The sequence below is a fragment of the Gordonia hankookensis genome, from assembly GCF_014673215.1.
In the GTDB taxonomy this organism is placed as follows: Bacteria; Actinomycetota; Actinomycetes; order Mycobacteriales; family Mycobacteriaceae; genus Gordonia; species Gordonia hankookensis.
Genome location: NZ_JACWMS010000002.1, coordinates 90,912 through 112,075, shown reverse-complemented (window position 1 = coordinate 112,075; position 21,164 = coordinate 90,912). Strand labels below are relative to the sequence as shown.

The following is a 21,164-nucleotide window of genomic DNA, read 5'->3' as shown; positions in this document are numbered from 1 at the left end:
AAGGTGCTTGTGGGAGATCCCGGTGATTCGACCGGAATCTGTCCGAAGGGGGTGATGGCGTGACGGAGGCAGTGGCCCTCGCCTTCGACGACGCGACCTACACCCTTCGCCAACTCGATGAGCTGGCAGGCGGCCTTGCCGCCGAACTCTCGGCGGCCGGGGTGCGACGGGGTTCGCGGGTCGCCCTGATGTCCTCCAATCGCCCTGAATTCGTCGTGGCCGTGCGTGCCATCTGGCGGCTCGGTGCGGCCGTGGTGCTGATCAGTCCCGCGTGGCGAACGGTCGAGGTCACTCATGCGCTCGACGTTTCGGGCGCCACCCACGCGGTCGGCGACAACGCGGTCCTGGCCGGTCTGATGACCATGCGCGATCTCGACGAGACGATCCCGCGCGGAGGTGCGGCGTTCGCAGAACCGGACCCCGAGGACGACGCTGTGTTCGTGTTCAGCTCGGGCACCACGGGTCTGCCCAAGGCCGTGCGGCACACCCATGCGTCCTTTGGTGCCGCTGTCCGGCATTGGCGGGTTGCGCTGGAGCTGACCGACGCGGATCGCATCCAGGTGCTCACCCCGCCGTCGCACATCCTCGGCCTTCTCAACATCGTCACCGCACTCGATACGGGCGTCTGGGTTCGGCTGCACCGCCGTTTCGACCTCGACACCATGCTCAGGCACATCGAGATCGACCGGATCACCGTCGAGATGGCGGTCGCACCGATCGCGTTGGCGATCGCATCGCATCCGGATCTGGAGAGTTTCGATCTGTCCTCCCTCCGGTACATCATGTGGGGCGCAACGCCCGTGACGACGAGTGTCGCAGAGGAGGTCACCCGCCGTACGGGTGTCGGTTGGTTGCCCGCCTACGGTGCCAGCGAAGTCCCGGTGATCGCCTGCAACCCGATCGACGGGGCGCGTCTCGACACCGTGGGCCGTGCGGTCCCCGGCGTGCACGTCCGGGCTGTCGACCTCGAGACGCGTGCGCCGTCGCCGCCGGGGGTGCCCGGAGAGATCGTGGTCCGGTCCCCGTCCCTGATGGCGGGCTATCTGCCCGAATCCGAGAACGACGACGCCTTCGTGGACGGCTGGTATCGCACCGGTGACGTCGGTGTGGTGGACGACGATGGCTGGATCGCCCTCGTCGATCGCTCGAAGGAGATGATCAAGGTCCGTGGCTTCCAGGTGGCGCCGGCGGAGATCGAAGCGGTGCTGCACGGGCATCTCGCGGTTGCCGACTGCGCGGTGTTCGGCGTCGACGACGGAGTCGGGGGTGAACGCATCGTCGCCGCGGTGCGGACGGTCACGCCGATCGAACCCGGCGACCTCATCGACCTCGTCGGTGCATCGCTGGCCACCTACAAGCGGCCGAGCGCGATCGTGTTCGTCGACGACATACCCCGGCTCCCGTCGGGCAAGGTGCTGCGCCGCGTGCTGAGAGACACGGTGGTGAGAGACAGAGTGTTGGAGGAGAGCCATGGATGTACGTCTGACAAGTGAGCAATCGCAATTGCGCGACGCCGCAGCCAAACTGGCCGACGATCTGGGTCCCGGCGCGGTCGCCGACCTCGAGGACGGCACCAGGCGGGATCGGCTCGCGGCGACGATCGACCGAACAGGCTGGCGCAGTCTCCGGTCCGACGGCGCGACCGGTGTCGAGGTCGCGATCGTTGCCGAAGAGTTCGGCAGAGGACTGGTCGACGCGGCCTTCCTCGGACCGATCCTCGCCGACGATCTGCTCCGGCACGCCGGAGACGGTGCAGCCGCGGCAACCCTGGCAATCGACGGCCTCGCCCCCGACGCCGATGGTCTCGACCGCGTGGTGACCCTGGACGGAACCTCCGTCCGGGAGGGGACCGCCGGCGGGATCGTGCCGTCAGAAGACCTCACACGGGTCGCCAAGAACGTTGACACGGTGAATGATTCGTCGATCGCGACGCTGTCGGCCGACGACGCGCAACGCTTTCGTGCACTGGCATTGGTGGTGACCGCCGCCGACATCCTCGGAGCGGCCCGTGGCGCCCAGGCCCTGGCCTGTGACTACGCCAAGATCCGGGAGCAGTACGGGAAGACGATCGGCTCCTATCAGGCCGTCGGCCACATGCTGGCCGAGAGTCTCGCCGTACTCGAGGGTTCGGCGAGCATTCTCCGCCACGCGGCGTGGGCGGTCGACGAACTGGCACCGGCCGAAGCGGTCGGTGCCGCCCAGATGGCCAAGCTGTACTGCGCACGATCCGCCCGGACCGTGTGCGAGAACTCGATTCAAGTGCACGGCGGCATCGGCAACACGTGGGAATGCCTCGCCCACGTCCATCTGCGGCGAGTTCTGGTGTCTACCGAGAACTTTCCGGTGAGCCTGAAGGAGATCGACCTTGGACTATCGTGACTCCACCGACGAAAGCGCATTCCGGGAACGACTGCGGGGCTGGCTCTCCGAGCACGCCGCCGAGTTCCCTACGTCCGGTGACGAATACTGGGCCCGCCAGGGCGAGTGGCACCAGGCGCTCTACGAGGCAGGCTTCTTCGGCCTCTCCTGGCCGGCGAAATTCGGTGGCCACGACCTGGCGCCGGTCTACGACGTGATCCTCGACGAGGAGATCGCCCGTGCCGGCGCGCCGCCGCGGCCGAGCCTGGGCTATCTGCTGCACGGGCTCGGGCGCCATGCGAGTCCGGAACTGCAGGAACGGTTCCTGCCGGGAATGATCGACGGCACCGAGCGCTGGTGCCAGGGATTCTCGGAACCCGGCGCAGGATCGGATCTGGCGTCGTTGCGGACCACCGCGACCCGTGAGGGCGACGACTACGTGATCAACGGGCACAAGATCTGGACGAGCTATTCCGACGTGGCGGATTGGTGTCTGCTGTTGGCCCGTACCGATCCCGAGGCCCCTCGGCACCGCGGCATCTCCGCGTTCATCATCTCGATGAAGCAGGAGGGGATCGAACAGCGGCCACTGAAGATGATGAGCGGCATCACCACGGAATTCGGCCAGGTGCTCTTCGAGGGCGCGCGGGTGCCGGCTGATCAGATGGTCGGCGCACCAGGCGAAGGATGGCCGCTCGCGATGACCGTCGTCGGGCACGAGCGGGAGCCCTCGACGCTGGGATATGTGGCCCGCTACGGCAAACTCGTGCGCCAGCTGGCCAAGCGCTCGGACGAGTACTCGGAAGAGATCGCCTGGGCGGCAGTGCAGACCGAGATGCTGCGACTGCACGTGCGCAGGCGCCTGTCCGAACAACTCGACGGTGTCTCGCACACGTCGGAGGGATCGCTGGACAAACTCTTGATGACCTGGGTCGATCAGTCCGTCGGCCACGCGGCTGTGTCGGTCGGCGGGACCAAGGATCCGGAACTGTTGAGCGCGTACCTGTACAGCCGTGCACAGAGTGTCATGGGCGGTACGTCGCAGATCCAGAAGAACATCATCGCATCGAGACTGCTCGGATTGGGAGTGTGACATGTACGGGATGCCCGAGGAGATCGAGGTCACCGCAGAGGGGCCACTGCGGATCATCACGCTGAATCGTCCCGACGCACTCAACGCGGTCAACGACGCCCTGCATTCCGGTCTGGCCGACCTGTGGACGCGCCTGAGTGAGGACCCGGAGGTGCGCGCCGCAGTGCTCACGGGTCGTGGCAAGGCGTTCTCGGCGGGAGGTGACTTCGGCTATCTCAAGGAGCTCGGTGAGGACCCGGCTCTGCGGGCCAAGACCATTCGGCACGGGCGTGAACTGGTGCTCGGCATGGCCAGGTGCCGGGTCCCGGTGATCAGTGCGGTCAACGGGCCCGCGGTGGGGCTGGGATGCACTCTCGTCGCCCTCAGCGACATGGTGTACATGAATCCGGCGGCCTACCTGGCCGACCCGCACGTCCAGGTCGGCCTGGTCGCGGCCGATGGGGGTCCGCTGACCTGGCCACTGCAGATAAGTCTGTTGCAGGCCAAGGAGTTCGCGCTGACCGGCACCCGGATCTCGGCGGAACGGGCGGTCGGACTCGGGCTGGCGAACCACGTGGCCGACGACCCCTTCGCCGAGGCGGTCGCGTGCGCGAAGAAGATGATGGAGCTGCCGCAGCAGGCCGTCGAGTCCACCAAGCGAATGCTCAACATCCACCTCGAACGAGCGGTGCTCGCGAGCCTCGACTACGCAAATGCGGCCGAGGATCTCTCGTTCCAGACCGACGACTTCCGGGCCACCATCGCGCGTCTGACGGCGCCCAAGAGCTGAGTCGGCCGTTCTGGCCGCACCGTCGGCCTCTGGCTGCAGCATCAGCTGCACGCCGGAAGACGCTGGTGCGGCCAGAATCCCGGGAGGTTCAGGACCGCCGGGCGGCTGGGGAGTGAGCGGCCAGCAGTTCCTCGGAACGCTGGACCGTTCCGGTGATGCCGTCGGCTCGCTGTGCGGCCAGGATCGTCGTGGCATGGCCCATGGTCTCCGGTGGCTCGACCATCTCCGGCGGAATCTCCCGTCCGCCACCGGCGGCCTGCCAGCCCTCGGTGAGAACCACCCGGGTCGGGCTCAGACAGTTGACCGCGACGTCGTCGTCGCGAAGGTCGTGTGCCAGACCGAGATAGAGCCGCTCCACCGCAGCCTTGGAAACCCAGTACGCGTTGGCCCCGCGGTCGATCATCCCGACACCACTCGTCGTGACCGCGATCAGAGAGCCCCCGCCGCGCGCCCGCAGATGCGGGATCGCGGCCCTGGTCACCAGGAACGTCCCGGTCAGATTCACATCGAGGCAGAGTTGCCACCGTTTGAGCGGTGTCGACTCGACGGGCCCGAGCCACAGCACACCGGCGTTCGCGACCACGATGTCGATACCGCCGAATGCGTCGGCGGTGGTGTCGAACGCGGAGGCCACCGATTGTTCGTCGGTGATGTCACACGCGACCGGGAGCGCCTTACCGCCCGCCGCGGTGATCGACTGGGCGACATCGTGGATCGTGCCCGGGACGCGTCCGACCGTCTCGGTGCGGGCCGCCACCGCCACCGCGGCACCGGCCGAGGCCAGTGCCGCGGCGACGGCCGCCCCGATGCCCCGGCTCGCGCCGGCGACGAAGGCGACCTTGCCGTCGAGGACGGTCACTTCGGTGGGAAGCGCAGCGCGCCGTCGAGGCGGATGACCTCGCCGTTGAGGTAGTCGTTCGAGCAGATGTGCTCCACGAGTGCCGCGTACTCGGGCGACTGTCCCATGCGCTTGGGCCAGGGAACCTGCTTGCCCCAGTGCTCCTCCAGCTGATCGGCATGCTTTCCGTACGCCGGGGTGTTGAACGTCCCCGGCGCGATCGTGACGACCCGGATGCCGAGCGGCGACAGGTCGCGCGCGGCGACGAGTGTCATGCCGACCACACCGCCCTTGGCCGCCGAGTACGGCAGCTGTCCGATCTGTCCCTCGTAGGCTGCGATCGACGCGGTGTTCACGATCACGCCGCGACCCGCGTCGGTCGCCTCCTGGCGTGCGATCGCGGCCGCCGACAGTCGCATGACGTTGAAGACGCCGGTCAGGTAGACGTCGATGGTGGTCCGAAAACCGTCGAGATCCAAAGGACTGCCGTCTTTTCCGACGAGTCGTCCACCCGACGCCGGCCCGCCGTGGGTGTCGACGGAGATCCGCAACGGCGCGGCCTCCTCGGCCTCGGCGATCGCGGCATTGACGTCATCGGTCGATGTCGCGTCGGTGCGGACATAGCGCACGCCGAGTTCGGCCTCGAGTTCCTTGCCCTTCTCGTCGGCGAGGTCTGCCACCACCACATGTGCTCCGGCCGCGTGCAGCCGGCGGACCGTGGCCTCGCCCAGTCCGCCGGCTCCGCCGACCACCAGTGCTGAAGTGCCCGCGATATCCATTCGCATTTCCCTTCTTGCGACTAAGACTCTCTCTCTGAGAGAATAATGTTCTCATGAACATCACCATGATCCTCGAAATGGCGTCAGAAGTCGATGACAGATTGGTCATCACCTCTGGCGGACGCTCCGTGACCGCGGTGGAGCTCGCCGTGCTGGCGCGGCGGGCGGCACATTCGTTCGCCGGGCACTCGGCGGTGCTCTATGAAGGCGTCAACGACCTCGCCTACCCGGTGGCGCTCTTCGGGGCGGCGTTCGCGGGTATCCCGTTCGTGCCACTCAACTACCGGCTCAGCGACACCGCGCTCACGGGACTCGAGGGCAAGCATCCCGACGCCGTGATCCTGCGATCAGGCGAGCTCGACCGCTGGCTCACCGGACTCGACGATCGTCCCGACCCGGCCCCGGACGAACTCACCGCAGACCTGTCGGATCCCGACTCGGTCGCCGTCGTGATCTACACCAGCGGGACGACGTCGGAACCCAAGGCAGCGGTGCTACGCCAGCGGCACCTGCTGGCATATGTGTTCAACACACTCGAGTTCAACTCCGCGGCGGTCGAGGACGCGGCGCTCGTCGCGGTGCCGCCCTATCACATCGCCGGACTGACGAACCTGATGTCCAATCTCTACACCGGACGTCGGATCGTCTACGCGACGGGATTCGATGCCGCGCAATGGATCGACACCGTGCGATCCGAATCGGTCACCCACGCCATGCTGGTGCCGACGATGCTCGCCCGGGTGATCGACGCATTGCCTGCCGACGGTGTGGGGCTGCCCTCCCTGAAGAATCTCGCCTATGGCGGCGCGCGGACGCCCCGATCCGTGATCGAGGGTGCGCTGCGGGCGCTGCCGGACACGAATTTCGTGAATGCCTATGGACTCACCGAGACCGCGTCGTCGATCGCGGTGCTCGCTCCCGACGACCACCGGGTGGCCATCGGATCCGACGATGCCGCGATCCGCGGTCGTCTCGGTTCCGTGGGCCGCCCATTGCCCGGCATCGAGGTCACCATCCGTGACGAGGACGGCGAACACCTGCCGGCCGGGGTCGAGGGGCTCGTGTTCGTCCGCGGGGATCAGATCTCGGGTGAGTACGGGGGCCGGAGCGTGCTCGACGACGAGGGATGGTTTCCGACACGTGATCTCGGCCGCCTCGACGACGATGGGTACCTCTACATCGAGGGCCGCGCCGACGACACCATCATCCGGGGCGGTGAGAACATCGCCCCGGCCGAGATCGAGGACGTGTTGATGGAGCATCCCGCCGTCGCCGAGGCGGCGGTCGTCGGAGTGGCGGACCCGGAGTGGGGACAACGGCTGGTGGCCGTCGTCGTCGGCGAGGGAGATCCCGAGGAGATCAGGACCTGGGTCCGCGACCGGTTGCGCTCGTCCAAGACCCCGGACTCGATCGTGTTCACGCCCGTCCTGCCACGCACCGAAACCGGAAAACTGCTGCGCCGCACTCTGATGAATGACCTGGCAACCGCTGAGCAGAACACCGAACTGGAGAAGAACAATGCCTGATGCCGTCATCGTTTCCGCTCGCCGGACGCCGATCGGAACCGCGTTCAAGGGAACGTTGCGCGACACCGATGCCTTCGACCTCGCCGAACACACCGTCGCGGCCGTCGTCGAGGACCTGGGTTCCGCGCCCGTCGACGACGTGATCCTCGGCGAGGGCCTCTACGGCGGCGGCGTGATCGCGCGTCACGCCGCGATCACAGCGGGCCTGGTCGACGTACCGGGCCTCGCGGTCAACCGGCACTGCGCGGCCGGGCTAGCCGCGGTGCAGACCGCGGCCGGCAGCATCCGGGCAGGCATGGACACCGTGATCCTGGCCGGGGGCGTCAATTCCGCGTCCACCTCGCCGAAGTCGAGGTTCCGGGTGGGTGAGGAGTGGATCGAGCCCTGGATGTCGCCGACCCATCCCAACCAGCCTGATGCGCCGAACAAGGACATGTCGATCACCGTCGGTTGGAATTCGGCTGTTGCGGCGGGCATCTCGCGGACCGAGATGGACGAGTGGGCGCTGCGCTCGCACCGCAACGCGATCGCCGCGATCGATGCCGGGCGGTTCGACGAGGAGATCGTGCCGATCAAGACCGTCCACGGTCTGTTCTCCGTCGACGAACATCCGCGGCGGGAGACGAGCCTGGAGAAGCTGGCATCGCTCAAACCGCTCCACCCCGAGATCGAAGGTTTCTCCATCACCGCGGGTAACGCCAGCGGAGCGAACGACGCGGCCGCGGTGCTCGCGATCGCGAGTGACGAACTCGGATTGCCGGCGCTGGCCACGGTTCGGTCGTGGGCGTCGGTGGGTGTCGATCCGGCGCAGACCGGCCTGTCGCCGGTGACCGCGATCCCGAAAGCGCTCAAGCGCGCGGGACTCTCACTGTCGGACGTCGATCTGTTCGAGATCAACGAGGCCTTCGCCGCGAACTGTGTCGCATGCGTGAAGCTGCTCGACATCGATCCCGAGATCGTCAACGTGAGCGGCAGTGGGTGCTCGCTCGGGCACCCGGTCGCGGCGAGTGGCGCCCGGATGCTGACCACGCTGGTCTATGAATTGAGAAGGCGTGGCGGGGGTATCGGCGTCGCATCGATGTGTGCGGGCGGCGGCATCGGATCGGCGACGGTCGTCGAGGTCCATGGCTGACGAGAGATCGCTGCGCGCGTCCGTCGACGATCAGTTGGCGGCTGCGCGGGGTGGATCGGCGCGCGCGGCCGGTAAGCTGCTCAGCCTCGTCGAGGGTGCCGGTCGGGACGTGGTGCTGGAGGCGATCGGACCCGCGGCGCAGTCGATCTCCGCCATCGGGATCACCGGGCCGCCCGGTGCCGGGAAGTCCACCACCATCACGGCACTTGTCGCCGCCTATCGATCGGCAGGAAAGCGGGTCGCGGTCCTCGCGGTCGACCCCACCTCGCCGTACAGCGGAGGCGCCCTGTTGGGCGATCGGATCCGGATGACCCAGCACATCGACGACCGGGACGTGTTCATCCGGTCGATGGCGACCCGCGGCCATCTCGGGGGTCTCGCCTCCGCGGTACCGGCCGCCATCCGGCTCCTCGAGGCACTCGACTACGACGTCGTCCTGGTCGAGACCGTGGGAGTGGGCCAGTCGGAGGTGGAGGTGTCCGCGGTCTCCGATCCCACCGTCGTAATCCTCAATCCTGGTGCGGGCGATGCAGTCCAAGCGGCGAAGGCCGGTCTGCTCGAGGTCGCCGACCTACTGGTGGTGAACAAGGCGGATCGGGAAGGCGCCGATCAGACGGTGCGAGACCTGCGCATGGAGTCGTCGGTGCCGGTGATGACGCTCGTCGCCTCGCGGGGGGAGGGGGTGAGCGAGCTGGTGGAGGCGATCGAGAATCATCGTCGCGACGACGACCCGGTGCGCCGCGCGGCTCGGCTGCGCGGTCAGATCCTGTCACTCGCGATGACCCGGCTGCGCACGCACCCGGCGTTGTCGGAGCTCGTCGACGCCGTGGTGTCCGGTGGGATGGATCCGTACACGGCGGCCGAGAAACTGATCGCCCCCGTCTAGCGAACCCGCCGACAGCAACCCGAATTCCGCCGACAGCAACCGGATTGCTGTCGGCGGTTCAGGAGAGGTCGGGAACGATCTGCGGGAGGTCGACCGAGGTGCGGATTCCGGGAGCGGCCGCACAGACGTGGCGTACCGCGTTCACCGCTCGGTTGGCGGTGTAGCCGGGCGTGGTCTCGGCCATGTGATCGAGGTCGATCGGCATGTTGATGTCGACCGACAGCGGCGCGTCCCCGTCGACGACGACGCGCCAGCCGGTGGCCAGCAGATCCCACCGTGGTTCGATGTCGGAGGTGCAGTACCAGTTCGCGCGGAAACGGAGGATCTCCCGGCCGCCGCGTATGCCGGAGACCGTGATCCGTTGGGCGCCGACCGAACCCGCGGGCAGCATACCCGCGGCGATCGACACCTCGTGCGTCGTCAGCCCGACCTCACCGTGTACCTCGACCGCATCCAGCGGCATCCCGATCGACTCGGCGACGAGCTGGAGCGAGGGACCGAAGCTGCCGCGGAGGTACTCCAGACGATAGTCCTCGAATTCGCGCGCCTGGCCGCCGAAGCCCATGATGCCGAAGAGCAGGTCGGGGGAGTTCCGACGGGAGAGATCTGCGAACTCGTCGATCGCGATCATGTCGACGCGGCGCTGGATGGAGCTGAGTACCAACGGAATCGCCTCGGTGATGAACCCCGGGCTGCTGCCGGTCGAATGGATCGACGTACCACCGGCGAGACACGCGTGCTCGATACGCTCACGCAGGCCGGCGTCCATGCTCGCGGGACGGTGGAACTCGCCGCGCGTGGTGACGATGTCGATCCCGGCTTCGAGGAGCCGGGCGACCTCGTCGACGTCGAGCGCAGCGGGCATGTACACGACGCAGTCGGGTGTCAGCGCGATGATGTCATCGACGCTGTCGGTGGCCTTCACCCCGACCGTTGCCACTCCGCACAGATCGCCTGCATCGGCTCCGTGCTTCTCCGGCGAGGTCACGTACACCCCGACGAGTTCGAGGTGGGGGTGCTCGATGATCGCGCGCAGCGAGCGGGCGCCGATGTTGCCGGTGGCCCACTGGACACACCGATGACGACGTGGTGTGGTCGCACCGGCTACCGCGGGCGAGACGGCGGCCGCGGTCACGACGCCATCCTGACAACTGCCTCCTGCGCGAAAGAGGCGACCAGCGAGCCACTCTCGGTGATGATGTCACCTCGGCCGTAACACCGTCCGCCCGCGATGATCGGGCTGTCCTGTCGGATCAGGAGCCACTGGTCGGTGCGAACGGGTCGATGGAACCACATCGTGTGTGAGGTCACCGCCGAATGGAAGGCGGTTCCGTTGCCGCCCTGGCTGAATCCGTCCAACGGTCGCAGCGCCGTACCGATGACGGTGAGATCGGTGGCGTATGCGGCGACGCAGGGATACGCACGGTCGTCATCGGCCGGCGGTGTTCGCATCCACATCTCGTGGTGCGGTGCGGCAGAGGCCGGGTCGTCGAGGTCGTCGAGGGACCGGATCTCCCAGGGCAACAATCCGACGGTGATCTCGTCCTCGGCGCCGGGCAGATCGGGGACGGGGTCGATCGTCTGGATGTCGGGCCCCTCGTCGGCGACATGCATCGCCACCGTCGCCACGGCGATGAGCCGATCGGTCTGGGTGGCACTGATCTGCAAGGTGTCGAAAGAACGTCCGCGGTGTCGATGGTCGACCTCGTAGGTGACGTCTTCGTCGACCATTCCTTCTCGCAAGAAGTTGGCGTGTATCGACCTGATGGTCTTCTCCGGACTGGCCACGCCCGCCGCCGCCACGAACTGCGCGAGCAACTGCCCGCCGAACAGACGCCGATACGGGAGCGAGAGGTTGGTGCCGCGGTAGCAACTCGCGGTGGGCACCGACGTAGCCCCGGTGGTGGCCGAGGAACGATCGGAGGCGCCGACACCGATCGGTGTGCAGTCACGCAGGTCGAGAACGGAGATCAGCTCACGCCAGTCAGTTGCCATGACGGCAGTGTAATCGCAGATTGCGAAAATGAGAATACGATTCTCGGACGTCAGGCGTCGCGACTGAATCCTTGCGCGCAGAACTCCCAGACCTCGTCGGCGGTGATGGGATGATTGTCGGGGTCCTCGGTGGGCGCGCTCGACTGAGCGATGAACATGACCGTCTGCATCACCATCGCGGCCACCCGCCGTGGATTCAGGCCCTCGCGCAATTCATCTGCGGCGGAGGCCTCCTCGAGGAATTCCGACAGCAGGGCGACCAGTGGCGCGTGTGCGACGCGCACCTCGGTCGGATGGGTGAGGAGCAGCTGCGGTGCGAAGTCGCTGAACAAGGGCCGCTTGGCATTCGGGTCCGGTCGGGACAACTCGAACAGCAGGGTCACCGCGACCCGGACCCGTTCGATGGGGTCGGTCTCGGTGGCCGCGGCCGCTCGGATCTGGTCGGCGGACTTGCTCAGCGCGTCCTCGAACAGCGCGAGGAGCAATTCGTGCTTGCCGTCGAACTGCAGATAGAAACTCCGCAAGGACTGTTTCGACCGCTCGACGACCTCCTGCACCGTGAACTCGGTCGTGCCCTTCTCGGTGATGATCGCCTGCGCAGCGTCGAGGAAGCGTTGTACGCGTTGTTCGGCACGCAGTTTGGCGGTCTTGATCGACCGCTCGACCGCGCGCTGCTTCCATGCGGGCTCTTCGTTCGCGCTTGTCATAGCGCCCGATTTCCGCCGAGTTGCCTATGCATAGGCCGAGTTTAGCTGAGTGAACAATGCATCGCGGCGAAGGGCGCTCTACAAGTTGAAAGTGTTCCATTCTCAAATGGAGAACGCTATTCTCAATTTGTGGATAGATCAGTCTCTCCGTCGTCGTCAGTCGTCGGGGCACACAGGAAGCCGAGAGGAGAGTGTCCGTGCTCGTAGAGTTCGATTCCGACCAGCGGCTATGGGGTAAGACCGTGCGGGAGTTGCTGGCGAAGGAATGCTCGCCGGCATGGATCCGGCAGGTGGTCGACGACGACGTCGATCCGGCGCCACTCTGGGCGACGTATGTCGATCAGGGCTGGACGGAACTGGTGGAACCCGCCGAATCCGTCGAGCTCGCCATCGCCTTGGAGGGCATGGGCGCGGCGACCGATCCGACGCCGTTCCTCGCGACCGTGACACAGTTCGCGCCGTTGGCCGGAGAGTTGGCCGAACCCGGCAGGACGGGTGCGGCGGTTCCGACCGGTGTCACCGCACATCTCGACGACGAGGGGTGGCTGCTCTCGGGTACCTGCCGGACCGTTCTCGATGGCGACCGCGCCGAGCAATTCGCCGTGGTGACCGCCGCAGGGGTGTTCGTGATCCCCGCGGATGTCGCGATCGTGACGCGGGTGCCGTGCTTCGACCCGCTGATGCATGTCGCTGATATCACGTTTCCGTCTGTTCGCGTCCCGGATTCACGGCGCAATCCGGTTCCCGACGTCGCGCGTGCACGCGCCGTCGCGTTGATGGGGATGTCCATCACGATGGTCGGTGCGTGCCAGCGCATCCTCGACCTCGCCCTCGAGCATGTGACCAATCGCCAGCAGTTCGGTGTCGCGATCGGCAGCTTCCAGGCCGTGAAGCACAAGGCGGCCGACATGCACGTCGCGGTGGAGCGGGCCCGGGCGCTCGCGTACTACAGCGCGCTGACGATCGCGACGGGCAGCGCCGACATGCGACTGGCGGCGTCGATGGCGAAAGCCTCGGCGGGAGAGTGTCAGTCGCTGGTCTTCCGCAACGGTTATCAGCTGTTCGGTGCGATGGGATACACGTGGGAGAACGATCTGCAGTTCCCACTCAAGCGTGCCAAGGCAGGAGAACTGATGCTCGGTGGTTCCGACGAACACCGGGCATTGATCACCGAGGAGTATCGTGCAACTCAACTTTGACACCGATGTCGAGGAGTTCCGGGCGGAGTTCGTCGCATTCCTCGACGAGCATCTCCCGACGGAGGCGCAAGCCGTCCGTAGGACGAAATCCAGTTCGGACATACCGGATTGGGCACGTGAGTGGCAACGCCTGCAATTCGATCACGGATGGCTACAGCCCGGGAACCCGCCAGAGTTCGGGGGACGCAACGCCGGAATCCTGCAGCAATACGTCCATCTCGTCGAGCTGTCGCGACGGCGCATCTACCACAGCTACAACCCACAGGGTCTTGGCATCATCGCGGCTTCGCTGCTGACCTTCGGGACCCCGGAGCAGAAGAGCAGGTGGGCGGTGCGCATCCTGCGTGCCGAGATCACCGCGTCGCTCGGGATGAGTGAGCCGGGGGCCGGCTCCGATCTGGCCTCCCTGCGCACCAAGGCGCGACTCGAGGGCGACGAGTTCGTGGTGAACGGCCAGAAGGTCTGGACGTCGGGAGCCCATGACGCCGACGTCCTGTTGACCTTTGTGCGCACCGACCCCGATGCGCCCAAACACAAGGGCATCAGCGCGATCCTGATCCCGACTGATCTGCCCGGCGTGACCCGTCGCCCGTTCGGGGCGATCTCGTCTCCAACGGATCTCGACTTCAACGAGGTCTTCTTCGAGGATGTGCGGGTGCCTGCCGAGAATCTGATCGGTGAGCTCCACGGGGGGTGGCACGTCGCCAACGGGTCGCTGGGTCACGAGCGAACCCTGTTGTGGCTCAGTTTTGCCGAGCGTCTGGAGGATCTGCTCCGCGACTACCGACCGGAGACCGTACTCGACCGCGATCGGTACGCGACGCTGGTGATGGACTCGTACGCACTCAGGTTGCTCGGCTCGAAGGCGCTGGGCCGGGCGGCCCGGGGCGAGCAGGATGTGCCCGCGTTGTCGGTGCTCAAGCTCATGGGTTCGGAAGCCGTGCAGAACGCGACCGAGCATGCACTCGCCGCCGCAGGCGAGGCCGGGCTGTCGCACCCCGGGCTGACCGCACCGTACAACCACATGGATCTCGAGATGCTGTACACCAGTTGGTTCGAACGCTATGCGCGCAGTTTCGGTTACACCATCGCCGGTGGTACCTCGGAGATCCAGCGGAATGTCATCGCGGAGCGAGTGCTCGGATTACCCAGGCGCTGAGGCGGTATCGATGAAGGACACAGATGAACATCTTGTATGACGTGAAGGACAGGATCGCGACGATCACGCTGAATCGTCCGGAGGTGGCCAACGCCCAGAACGCCGAGCTCCTCGACGAGCTGGACGCGGCGTGGACCAGGGCGGCCGACGATCCGGACGTGAGCGTCATCGTCTTGCGCGGCGAGGGCAAGCACTTCTCGTCCGGGCATGACCTCAACGGTGGTGGCCCGAGGCCGGACAAGATCACTCTGGAGATGGTCTACGGCACGGAGTCCCGACGATACCTCGACTACAGCCTGCGCTGGCGAAACATCCCCAAGCCGAGTATCGCTGCGGTGCAGGGTCGTTGCATCGCAGGTGGCCTTCTGCTCTGTTGGCCGTGCGACCTGATCATCGCATCGGAGGATGCCAAGTTCTCCGATCCCGTCGTGATGATGGGTATCGGTGGTGTCGAATATCACGGCCACACCTGGGAACTGGGCCCGCGCAAGGCCAAGGAGATCCTCTTCACCGGACGCCCGGTCACGGCCGCGGAGGCGGAGCAGACCGGCATGGTGAACCTCGTGGTTCCACGAGACGAGCTCGATGCGCGTACCGCGGAGATGGCGGCGAAGATCGCGACCATGCCTCCCTTCGCCTTGCGTCAGGCCAAGCGGGCGGTCAACCAGACGCTCGATGTCCAGGGCTTCTATGCGGCGATCCAGTCGGTGTTCGACATCCATCAGACCGGACACGGAAATGCGCTGAGCATGAGTGGTTTTCCTGTGCTCGTCCATCTCGACGAGATGAAGGGCCGAATGGGCTGAGTCGGTCGGGCGGGGTCAAATGGTCCGCGCGGCAACAATATTGCTCATAGGAAATTCTCAGTTTCGGCAGAAACGAGCAGGTGATTGTCCTATTCTCTAGGGAGAGAATGTGATTATCACACTCGGTCGCCGGCACCCACTGCCGTCGACGCTTCATGAATCAGTTGGGCGGCTCGTGATGTCGAGCGTCCACGAGAAAGGACACCACCATGCGCAGAACTTTCACCGCGCGGGCTCTGGCCATGTGTGCGGGGGCGGTCATGATCGTCGGCGTCGCTGCCGGTTGTAGCGACTCGGACTCGAGTGATTCCGGCTCGAGCGCAACCAGTTCGATGGCATCGACATCGATGGCCGCGGCCGCCGCGGACCCGGCCACCACCAAGGAGATCACCGACGCATATGTGGTCTTCTTCAACGGTCAGACCCCGCCTGCGGAACGGGCCGCGTTGATCGAGAACGGCGACGCGTTCCTGCCGGTGCTGCAGGGGCTGACGAAGAATCCGCAGTCCATGCAGACGACGGTGGCGGTGAAGGACGTGAAGGTCACCGACGCCGACCATGCCGACGTCACGTATGACCTGCTGATGCAGGCCAACCCGGTGATGCCGGGTCAGACCGGACAGGCGATCAAGGAAGACGGGAAGTGGAAGGTCTCCGCCGACACCTTCTGCGCGTTGATGGCGGTGCAGGGTGACGGGGGACAGATTCCTGCCTGTGCCTGACACACGGAAACCCCTTCGGGCCGGCATCGATTCGAGGCCGGCCCGAAGTGTGTGATGACCGGTATGCGATGGCGACGTGGGTGAGACGCCCGTGCTCAGAGGTCGATCAACCGCGGAGCGGTCTGCGAGGCCCGGATCCGGGCACCGGCCTCGCGTGTCAGCTCCCGATGAGTACCCAGCAGCGAATCGAGCATGATGACCCTGCGGGCATGTCGATGGAACGGGTGTTCGGCGGTGAAGCCGATCCCGCCGAGGATCTGCTGGACATGACGAGACGTGATCGAGGCGGCCCGGCCGGCCGCTGCCTTGGCGAGAAGCGCGCCGAAGTCGTCCTGGGCAACCAGAAGAGTGGCCTCGGCCCCCTCGATGGCCGCCAAGGTCTCGGCGAGTCGGTGACGAACCGCTTGGAAGGCGGCGATCGGTCGACCGAACTGTGTGCGGTCGAGGGCGTGGGTCCGCGCCAGATCGAGCATGGCCCGGCTGGATCCGAGCAGCCACCATCCGAGCGCCAGACGAGCCCGCGCGATCGGCACCTCGACGCCACGGGCCACTTCGTGAAGGGGGAGCTCCGGATCGATCGAGTCATGCCCGTCTGCGTGCTCTCGCGCCCACTCCACCCACCGCCGGCCCACAAACGGCAGCGGTACCACGGATCCGGGTTCTCCGTCGTGGTCGATCAACAGCACGTCGTTGAGAACGGAACTGTGCGTGCCGGTTTCGCCGAGTAGGCGGAAGACGAGCGGGATGGCGACGTCGGGGATGTCGGCCAGCATCTCCGACCATCCGAGTTCGCCGAGCGCCTTGTCGAGGACAGGCCCGGAACTCGAGGACATGACCTTGCGCAGGGTGTCGGCGAAGAGATCCTGTTCGGCGCTATCCACTGTCGCCCTTTCCCAGATCGAGTAGTCGGCGCGCGATGATGTTGCGCTGGATCTCGGCCGTGCCGCCGTAGATGGTCGCTGCACGTGAATAGAGATATTCCGAACGCAGCACCGGGTCAGTCCACTCGACCGCACCGGGGACGAGATCGCGACAGGTGTCGAAGAGTTGTTGTTCCGCGGTCGCCAGCAGCACCTTGTCGACCGACGTCTCGGGCCCGAGACGCCCGCCCGCGCCGAGCCGCTGCTGCGTCGCATACGAGCGGGACCGGACGGTGTGCGCCGCGAGGTAGGCCGCGCCGAGATCGAGGTCGTCAGCGGGATCCGACTGCTGCACAAGATTGTCCAGGATGGAGTACAGGTAGGCGATGCGATGCCAGAAACACGTCGATCGCTCATGTGGCAGCAGGTCCATGGCGACCCGCCACCCGTCGCCCGGCCGACCCAGCATCCGATCGGCCGGTACCACGACGTCGTCGAACCAGACCTCGGCGAACTCGTCGACGCCGTGCATCGTCCGTAGCGGTCGCACCGTGATGCCCGGGGTGTCCATGTCGACGAAGAACGCGGTGATGCCCTCGTGGCCGGGGCCGGTGCGAGTCAGCAGCACGCACCGGGCGGCGAACTGGGCGAGACTGGTCCATACCTTCTGGCCGTTGATGATCCACGTGTCTGCGTCGGGATCCGGTGCAGCGCGCGTACTCAGGGAGGCCAGGTCGCTGCCGGATCCGGGTTCGGAGAAGCCCTGGCACCACTGCTCGTCGCCGTTGAGCAGTCGTGGCACCATCTCGGCAGCCAACTCGGGCCGCGCGTAGGAGATGACAGTCGGCGCGAGCACCTCGATCATCGAGTAGATGCCGGGTTCGGCCAGGTTGCGTGTCGCGACCTCTTCGCCGAGCACTGCCCGCAGCACCGCCTCGCCGCCGAGGCCGCCGACCTCGGCGGGCCATCCGTAGCGCATCCAGTCGGCGTCGTGGAGAGCCCGTCGGACACGGGACAGCTGGGCGACCTGGGCGTCGAAGGAATGGTCGTCACCGGGGGACAGGTCATGGGTGTCGAGCCACCCGCGCACCGCCGCCCGGAACTCCTGTGTGTTCATTCCCCGGTGAAGGAGATCGCGTGGGGCCGACCGGAATTGTGCTCACCGTTGCGACGGATGAACGTCATCGCCCTGGTGCGCAATCGCCACCCGTCGTCGGTGCGGACGTAGGTGTCGTCGTAGTAACCGATGCGCATGTCCTGCTGGGTGTGGTCGATGAAGCAGAGTGGCTGGGTGCCGGTTGCGGTGTCCTCGCCACCGTCGCCGTCGAGGTCGATGAGGGCCGTTCCGGTCAGGAAGAGGCCTTTGGGTGCCGCGGCGACCAGTTGCGGAAAACGGTCGAGGGGGTAGATCTCACCGAACGCGCTGTAGGTGCCGTCCGGCGTGAACACCGACACCACGCCGTCGGTGTCGCCCTTGGTCATCGTGACCGCGTATTTGGCGAGCAGTTGCTCGATCTCGATCAGGTCGTCATTTCTGGAGGTGTCACTTCTGGACAAAGACCTTGCCGCCTTTCATCACGAATCGGACATCCTGGGTGACGGTGATGTCCGTGAGGGGGTTTCCCGGAACCGCGATGATGTCCGCGAGCAGACCTTCGGCGAGCCGGCCCCGATCCTCGACGTTGATCAGCTCGGCCGCTGTCGCGGTGGCGGCGCGCAACACCGCGGATGGCGGCATGCCGCGCTCCACCAACGCGACGAGTTCGTCGGCGTTCTTGCCGTGCGGGATCGCGGGCGCGTCGGTGCCCACGGCGATCTTGACCCCGGCGTCGTAGGCCTTCTTCACCGAGATCCGGGCCTTCGGGAACATTTCGGCAGCCTTCGCCTGCAACTCCGGTGGGGAGTGCGAGACATCCATGGCGTCGGCCAGGCGCGTCGTCGGGACGAGGAAGCTGTCGTTGGCGACCAACATCTCGATGGCCTCGTCATCCATCAGGAAGCCGTGCTCGATGCAGTCGATGCCGGCCTTGACCGCCTGTTTGACGGCCTCCGCGCCATGGGTGTGCGAGGCGACCCGTAGCCCTCTGCGGTGGGCCTCGTCGACGATCGCGCACAACTCGTCGAACGAATAGTGCTGCGCCCCCGGTGCTCCCGTCAGGGACATCACGCCACCGGAGACGCACACCTTGATCAGCTGGGCGCCGTGCTTGATCTGATAGCGCACCGCCTTGCGGACCTCGTCGACCCCGTTGGCGATCCCCTCTTCGAGGGTGAGCTCCATGACGTGCGGCGCGAAGGCCGCGAACATGGTCGGGTCGAGGTGTCCGCCGGTCGGGGTGATCGCGTGTCCGGCCGGCACCACACGGGGGCCGTCCACCCAGCCGGCGTCGATGGCCCGGCCGAGCGCGACATCGAGCAGGTATCCGCCGGTCTTGACGAAGAGTCCGAGGTTGCGGACGGTGGTGAAGCCGGCCCGCAGCGTGCGGCGGGAATTGCCCACCGCACGCAGCATCCGGGTCGGCGGATCATCCTGGACCGTTGAGTAGACGGGCCGTTCGCCCCGCCCACCCATCAGCAGGTTGACCTCCATGTCCATCAATCCGGGGAGGAGGATGTTGTCGCCGAGGTCGATGATCTCGCCGTCGGGCTCGCCACCGATTCCGACGATCCGATCGCCGTCGACACGGATGATGCCTGGGGTGATCAGCTCACCCGTGTCGACGTCGACCAGACCGGCCGCCTTGAGAGTGACCATCAGACCACGGGTTCGGAGACGAGTTCCGCCCAGGCGGCACCGCTGTCGGGGACACGCGGTTGCTTCCAGACCTCCACGGGGAACGACACCATCACGAGCGACTGCATGAGGTGGACCAGCGAACGTACGTCCTCGGGCAGGTCATCGAGGGGGAATTTGTCACCGAAGACGCACGCGTCGTCCAGGCGCTTCATCGCCGCGTCGTAGAATTCCTGCATGTCCGCCATGCTCGACTCGAGCCGCTTGGCATAGCGTTGCGCCTCGGTGGGCAGGCACCAGTCCGAGTACTTCTCCAATTCGGCGAATTCAGCTGGCAGCTTTGGCATCTTCGTACTCCTTGACGTGGTCGACGGCCGTTTTGTGGAGGTGACGCAGGAGGATCTCCTGGTCGCACAAGGGGAAATCGGTGACGGTGCGGGTCTCGATCATCTTCTGGGTCGCCTCGAGGGTGTTGGCGTCCTGCAACGCGTACTCCTTGAAGGTGACTGCGGCCAGCTCCTGGGCGAGGCGCTCGCGGACGGTCTTCGGCGGCACGAAGTACAGCTTGGCCTCGAAGATGTGCCGATCGACCGCGGTTGGCCAATAGTGGTACGTCAGATACCAGCCCGGCGCCCAGCACAGCAGCGACATGTTCGGGAAGAACTCGAACTCGTCGACGCCCCAGGGGACCGCGCCTGCGGGGTTGATCGCGGGCGGCAAGGGATCCAGACCCTCGATGTCGGGCCGATCCCATGGACCGAACAGGCCCGACCGCAGGATGCGCTCGATCGGCTTGACCATGTTCAGATCCTTGGGCGGAGCCATGCCTCCCCACGACGAGACCATCGAGTGAGGGCCCTGCAAGTCGTAGTGCAGGCCTTCGAAACCGACCTTCATGAGCTTGTCGGCCTCGTCCTTCACCGCCTGCTTCTGATGCAGGACGGGGGCGTGATAAAACTCGGCGAAGGCGTCGATGAAGAGCTTCCAGTTGCTGCCGACCTCGGCGCGGTAGCTGTAGACCTCGGTCATCTCGTGGAACGGATAGCCTTGCAGCCCTTTGCCATAGGTGCCCAGATAGTCCTCGAGCGACTCGGCGTTCGGGTCGAGGTTGATGAAGATGAACCCTTCCCAGATCTCGCACCGGACCGACTTGAGTCCGAACTGTTGCTTGTCGAGGTCGAAGAACTCGCCCTCTTGCTGGACGTAGCTCAGATCGCCGGTGAGGTCGTACCGCCAGGCGTGGTACTTGCAGGTGAACTGCCGGCAGGTACCGGAGGTCTCCTCGTTGGGGAAGTCGTCCCACACCAGTTTGTTGCCACGATGCCGGCAGACGTTGTGGAAGGCCCGGACGACGTCGTCCTTGCCCTTGACGATGATCAACGACGTGTTCGCCGCCGCCAGTTCGCGCGTGAAGTAGCTGCCCTTCTTCGGGAGCCGCTCGACCCGGCCGACGTTGAGCCAGGTCTTCTTGAAGATCGCCTCACGTTCGCTCTCATAGAACGCGGGATCGATCGAGTCGGTGTAGTCCACCGGATCGGTCCCGAGTTGGGGGAAGTGCTCGGTCCAACTTCCCTCGGCGGGTTTCTTGAAGTGTGCCAATG

General features: G+C 66.1%; 22 protein-coding genes. 11 read left to right on the top strand and 11 right to left on the bottom strand.

What is annotated here, in order from left to right; genetic code table 11:
* The first annotated feature begins 59 nt into the window (after nt 1–59).
* Genes IDF66_RS07815 through IDF66_RS07800 form a run of 4 tightly spaced genes read left to right on the top strand, consistent with a single transcriptional unit; the run spans nt 60 to nt 4,220 of the window.
* Nucleotides 60–1,493, top strand: coding sequence for a class I adenylate-forming enzyme family protein (locus IDF66_RS07815; protein ID WP_190266421.1), 1,434 nt, complete (start codon nt 60–62; stop codon nt 1,491–1,493).
* Nucleotides 1,471–2,379: an acyl-CoA dehydrogenase family protein gene (locus tag IDF66_RS07810; RefSeq protein WP_190266420.1), complete on the top strand. Its 909-nt coding sequence runs from the start codon at nt 1,471–1,473 to the stop codon at nt 2,377–2,379. Before IDF66_RS07815 ends, IDF66_RS07810 begins: the two co-directional genes overlap by 23 nt.
* Nucleotides 2,366–3,451 (top strand): acyl-CoA dehydrogenase family protein, encoded by a 1,086-nt coding sequence (locus IDF66_RS07805; protein WP_190266419.1) that lies wholly within the window; start codon nt 2,366–2,368, stop codon nt 3,449–3,451. The genes IDF66_RS07810 and IDF66_RS07805 overlap by 14 nt, the downstream gene beginning before the upstream one ends.
* Before the next feature lies 1 nt (nt 3,452).
* On the top strand, nt 3,453–4,220 hold the full coding sequence (locus IDF66_RS07800) for an enoyl-CoA hydratase/isomerase family protein (protein WP_190266418.1): 768 nt from the start codon (nt 3,453–3,455) through the stop codon (nt 4,218–4,220).
* Nucleotides 4,221–4,308: 88 nt separating this feature from the next.
* Here IDF66_RS07800 and IDF66_RS07795 read toward each other — a convergent pair whose 3' ends face one another.
* Together IDF66_RS07795 and IDF66_RS07790 are read right to left on the bottom strand one after the other, a co-directional pair.
* A complete protein-coding gene (locus IDF66_RS07795; RefSeq protein WP_190266417.1) occupies nt 4,309–5,079 on the bottom strand; it encodes an SDR family NAD(P)-dependent oxidoreductase in 771 nt (256 codons plus the stop codon).
* On the bottom strand, nt 5,076–5,837 hold the full coding sequence (locus tag IDF66_RS07790) for an SDR family oxidoreductase (protein ID WP_164307322.1): 762 nt from the start codon (nt 5,835–5,837) through the stop codon (nt 5,076–5,078). Before IDF66_RS07790 ends, IDF66_RS07795 begins: the two co-directional genes overlap by 4 nt.
* A gap of 53 nt (nt 5,838–5,890) precedes the next feature.
* Here IDF66_RS07790 and IDF66_RS07785 point away from each other — a divergent pair, with 53 nt between their 5' ends.
* Genes IDF66_RS07785 through meaB form a run of 3 tightly spaced genes read left to right on the top strand, consistent with a single transcriptional unit; the run spans nt 5,891 to nt 9,381 of the window.
* Nucleotides 5,891–7,363 carry a class I adenylate-forming enzyme family protein gene (locus IDF66_RS07785; RefSeq protein WP_190266416.1) on the top strand — a complete coding sequence of 491 codons (1,473 nt, stop codon included), beginning with the start codon at nt 5,891–5,893 and terminating at the stop codon, nt 7,361–7,363.
* Complete coding sequence (locus tag IDF66_RS07780) at nt 7,356–8,495, top strand: thiolase family protein (RefSeq protein ID WP_190266415.1); 1,140 nt, start codon at nt 7,356–7,358, stop codon at nt 8,493–8,495. Before IDF66_RS07785 ends, IDF66_RS07780 begins: the two co-directional genes overlap by 8 nt.
* Nucleotides 8,488–9,381, top strand: coding sequence for a methylmalonyl Co-A mutase-associated GTPase MeaB (meaB, locus tag IDF66_RS07775; RefSeq protein WP_190266414.1), 894 nt, complete (start codon nt 8,488–8,490; stop codon nt 9,379–9,381). The genes IDF66_RS07780 and meaB overlap by 8 nt, the downstream gene beginning before the upstream one ends.
* A gap of 58 nt (nt 9,382–9,439) precedes the next feature.
* Here the strand turns inward: meaB and IDF66_RS07770 are convergent, their stop codons facing one another.
* From IDF66_RS07770 to IDF66_RS07760, 3 genes are read right to left on the bottom strand one after another with little or no spacing between them, the layout of a single operon-like run.
* Nucleotides 9,440–10,516, bottom strand: a complete 1,077-nt coding sequence (locus IDF66_RS07770) for an NAD(P)H-dependent amine dehydrogenase family protein (RefSeq protein WP_190266413.1) — start codon at nt 10,514–10,516, stop codon at nt 9,440–9,442.
* Nucleotides 10,513–11,376 (bottom strand): acyl-CoA thioesterase, encoded by an 864-nt coding sequence (locus IDF66_RS07765; RefSeq protein ID WP_190266412.1) that lies wholly within the window; start codon nt 11,374–11,376, stop codon nt 10,513–10,515. Before IDF66_RS07765 ends, IDF66_RS07770 begins: the two co-directional genes overlap by 4 nt.
* Before the next feature lie 50 nt (nt 11,377–11,426).
* On the bottom strand, nt 11,427–12,083 hold the full coding sequence (locus IDF66_RS07760) for a TetR/AcrR family transcriptional regulator (protein WP_190266411.1): 657 nt from the start codon (nt 12,081–12,083) through the stop codon (nt 11,427–11,429).
* Nucleotides 12,084–12,280: 197 nt separating this feature from the next.
* Here IDF66_RS07760 and IDF66_RS07755 point away from each other — a divergent pair, with 197 nt between their 5' ends.
* From IDF66_RS07755 to IDF66_RS07740, 4 genes are all read left to right on the top strand, one after another.
* Nucleotides 12,281–13,282 carry an acyl-CoA dehydrogenase family protein gene (locus IDF66_RS07755; RefSeq protein ID WP_190266410.1) on the top strand — a complete coding sequence of 334 codons (1,002 nt, stop codon included), beginning with the start codon at nt 12,281–12,283 and terminating at the stop codon, nt 13,280–13,282.
* Nucleotides 13,266–14,441 carry an acyl-CoA dehydrogenase family protein gene (locus IDF66_RS07750; RefSeq protein WP_190266409.1) on the top strand — a complete coding sequence of 392 codons (1,176 nt, stop codon included), beginning with the start codon at nt 13,266–13,268 and terminating at the stop codon, nt 14,439–14,441. Before IDF66_RS07755 ends, IDF66_RS07750 begins: the two co-directional genes overlap by 17 nt.
* A 23-nt stretch (nt 14,442–14,464) precedes the next feature.
* A complete protein-coding gene (locus IDF66_RS07745) occupies nt 14,465–15,247 on the top strand; it encodes an enoyl-CoA hydratase (RefSeq protein WP_164307314.1) in 783 nt (260 codons plus the stop codon).
* Nucleotides 15,248–15,456: 209 nt separating this feature from the next.
* A complete protein-coding gene (locus IDF66_RS07740) occupies nt 15,457–15,969 on the top strand; it encodes a hypothetical protein (protein WP_164307313.1) in 513 nt (170 codons plus the stop codon).
* A gap of 95 nt (nt 15,970–16,064) precedes the next feature.
* Here the strand turns inward: IDF66_RS07740 and IDF66_RS07735 are convergent, their stop codons facing one another.
* From IDF66_RS07735 to IDF66_RS07710, 6 genes are read right to left on the bottom strand one after another with little or no spacing between them, the layout of a single operon-like run.
* The gene (locus tag IDF66_RS07735; RefSeq protein WP_387999133.1) at nt 16,065–16,850 is read right to left on the bottom strand and encodes an acyl-CoA dehydrogenase family protein; all 786 of its coding nucleotides are present in this window, start codon (nt 16,848–16,850) and stop codon (nt 16,065–16,067) included.
* A complete protein-coding gene (locus tag IDF66_RS07730; RefSeq protein WP_190266408.1) occupies nt 16,843–17,946 on the bottom strand; it encodes an acyl-CoA dehydrogenase family protein in 1,104 nt (367 codons plus the stop codon). The genes IDF66_RS07735 and IDF66_RS07730 overlap by 8 nt, the downstream gene beginning before the upstream one ends.
* Nucleotides 17,943–18,386 (bottom strand): nuclear transport factor 2 family protein, encoded by a 444-nt coding sequence (locus IDF66_RS07725; protein ID WP_164307311.1) that lies wholly within the window; start codon nt 18,384–18,386, stop codon nt 17,943–17,945. Before IDF66_RS07725 ends, IDF66_RS07730 begins: the two co-directional genes overlap by 4 nt.
* Entirely contained in the window at nt 18,373–19,584 is a 1,212-nt protein-coding gene (locus IDF66_RS07720) for a metal-dependent hydrolase family protein (protein ID WP_164307310.1), read from the bottom strand. Before IDF66_RS07720 ends, IDF66_RS07725 begins: the two co-directional genes overlap by 14 nt.
* On the bottom strand, nt 19,584–19,910 hold the full coding sequence (locus IDF66_RS07715; RefSeq protein ID WP_190266407.1) for a hypothetical protein: 327 nt from the start codon (nt 19,908–19,910) through the stop codon (nt 19,584–19,586). The genes IDF66_RS07720 and IDF66_RS07715 overlap by 1 nt, the downstream gene beginning before the upstream one ends.
* Nucleotides 19,891–21,162, bottom strand: coding sequence for an aromatic ring-hydroxylating oxygenase subunit alpha (locus tag IDF66_RS07710; protein WP_164307308.1), 1,272 nt, complete (start codon nt 21,160–21,162; stop codon nt 19,891–19,893). Before IDF66_RS07710 ends, IDF66_RS07715 begins: the two co-directional genes overlap by 20 nt.
* Between the last annotated feature and the right edge of the window lie 2 nt (nt 21,163–21,164).

Excerpts from the sequence above, each read along its gene's own strand:
- IDF66_RS07810 (WP_190266420.1), top strand. The coding sequence starts at position 1,471 with ATGGATGTACGTCTGACAAGTGAGCAATCGCAATTGCGCGACGCCGCA.
- IDF66_RS07800 (WP_190266418.1), top strand. The coding sequence starts at position 3,453 with ATGTACGGGATGCCCGAGGAGATCGAGGTCACCGCAGAGGGGCCACTG.
- IDF66_RS07790 (WP_164307322.1), bottom strand. The coding sequence starts at position 5,837 with ATGGATATCGCGGGCACTTCAGCACTGGTGGTCGGCGGAGCCGGCGGA.
- IDF66_RS07785 (WP_190266416.1), top strand. The coding sequence starts at position 5,891 with ATGAACATCACCATGATCCTCGAAATGGCGTCAGAAGTCGATGACAGA.
- IDF66_RS07780 (WP_190266415.1), top strand. The coding sequence starts at position 7,356 with ATGCCTGATGCCGTCATCGTTTCCGCTCGCCGGACGCCGATCGGAACC.
- meaB (WP_190266414.1), top strand. The coding sequence starts at position 8,488 with ATGGCTGACGAGAGATCGCTGCGCGCGTCCGTCGACGATCAGTTGGCG.
- IDF66_RS07765 (WP_190266412.1), bottom strand. The coding sequence starts at position 11,376 with ATGGCAACTGACTGGCGTGAGCTGATCTCCGTTCTCGACCTGCGTGAC.
- IDF66_RS07760 (WP_190266411.1), bottom strand. The coding sequence starts at position 12,083 with ATGACAAGCGCGAACGAAGAGCCCGCATGGAAGCAGCGCGCGGTCGAG.
- IDF66_RS07745 (WP_164307314.1), top strand. The coding sequence starts at position 14,465 with ATGAACATCTTGTATGACGTGAAGGACAGGATCGCGACGATCACGCTG.
- IDF66_RS07740 (WP_164307313.1), top strand. The coding sequence starts at position 15,457 with ATGCGCAGAACTTTCACCGCGCGGGCTCTGGCCATGTGTGCGGGGGCG.
- IDF66_RS07730 (WP_190266408.1), bottom strand. The coding sequence starts at position 17,946 with ATGAACACACAGGAGTTCCGGGCGGCGGTGCGCGGGTGGCTCGACACC.
- IDF66_RS07720 (WP_164307310.1), bottom strand. The coding sequence starts at position 19,584 with ATGGTCACTCTCAAGGCGGCCGGTCTGGTCGACGTCGACACGGGTGAG.
- IDF66_RS07715 (WP_190266407.1), bottom strand. The coding sequence starts at position 19,910 with ATGCCAAAGCTGCCAGCTGAATTCGCCGAATTGGAGAAGTACTCGGAC.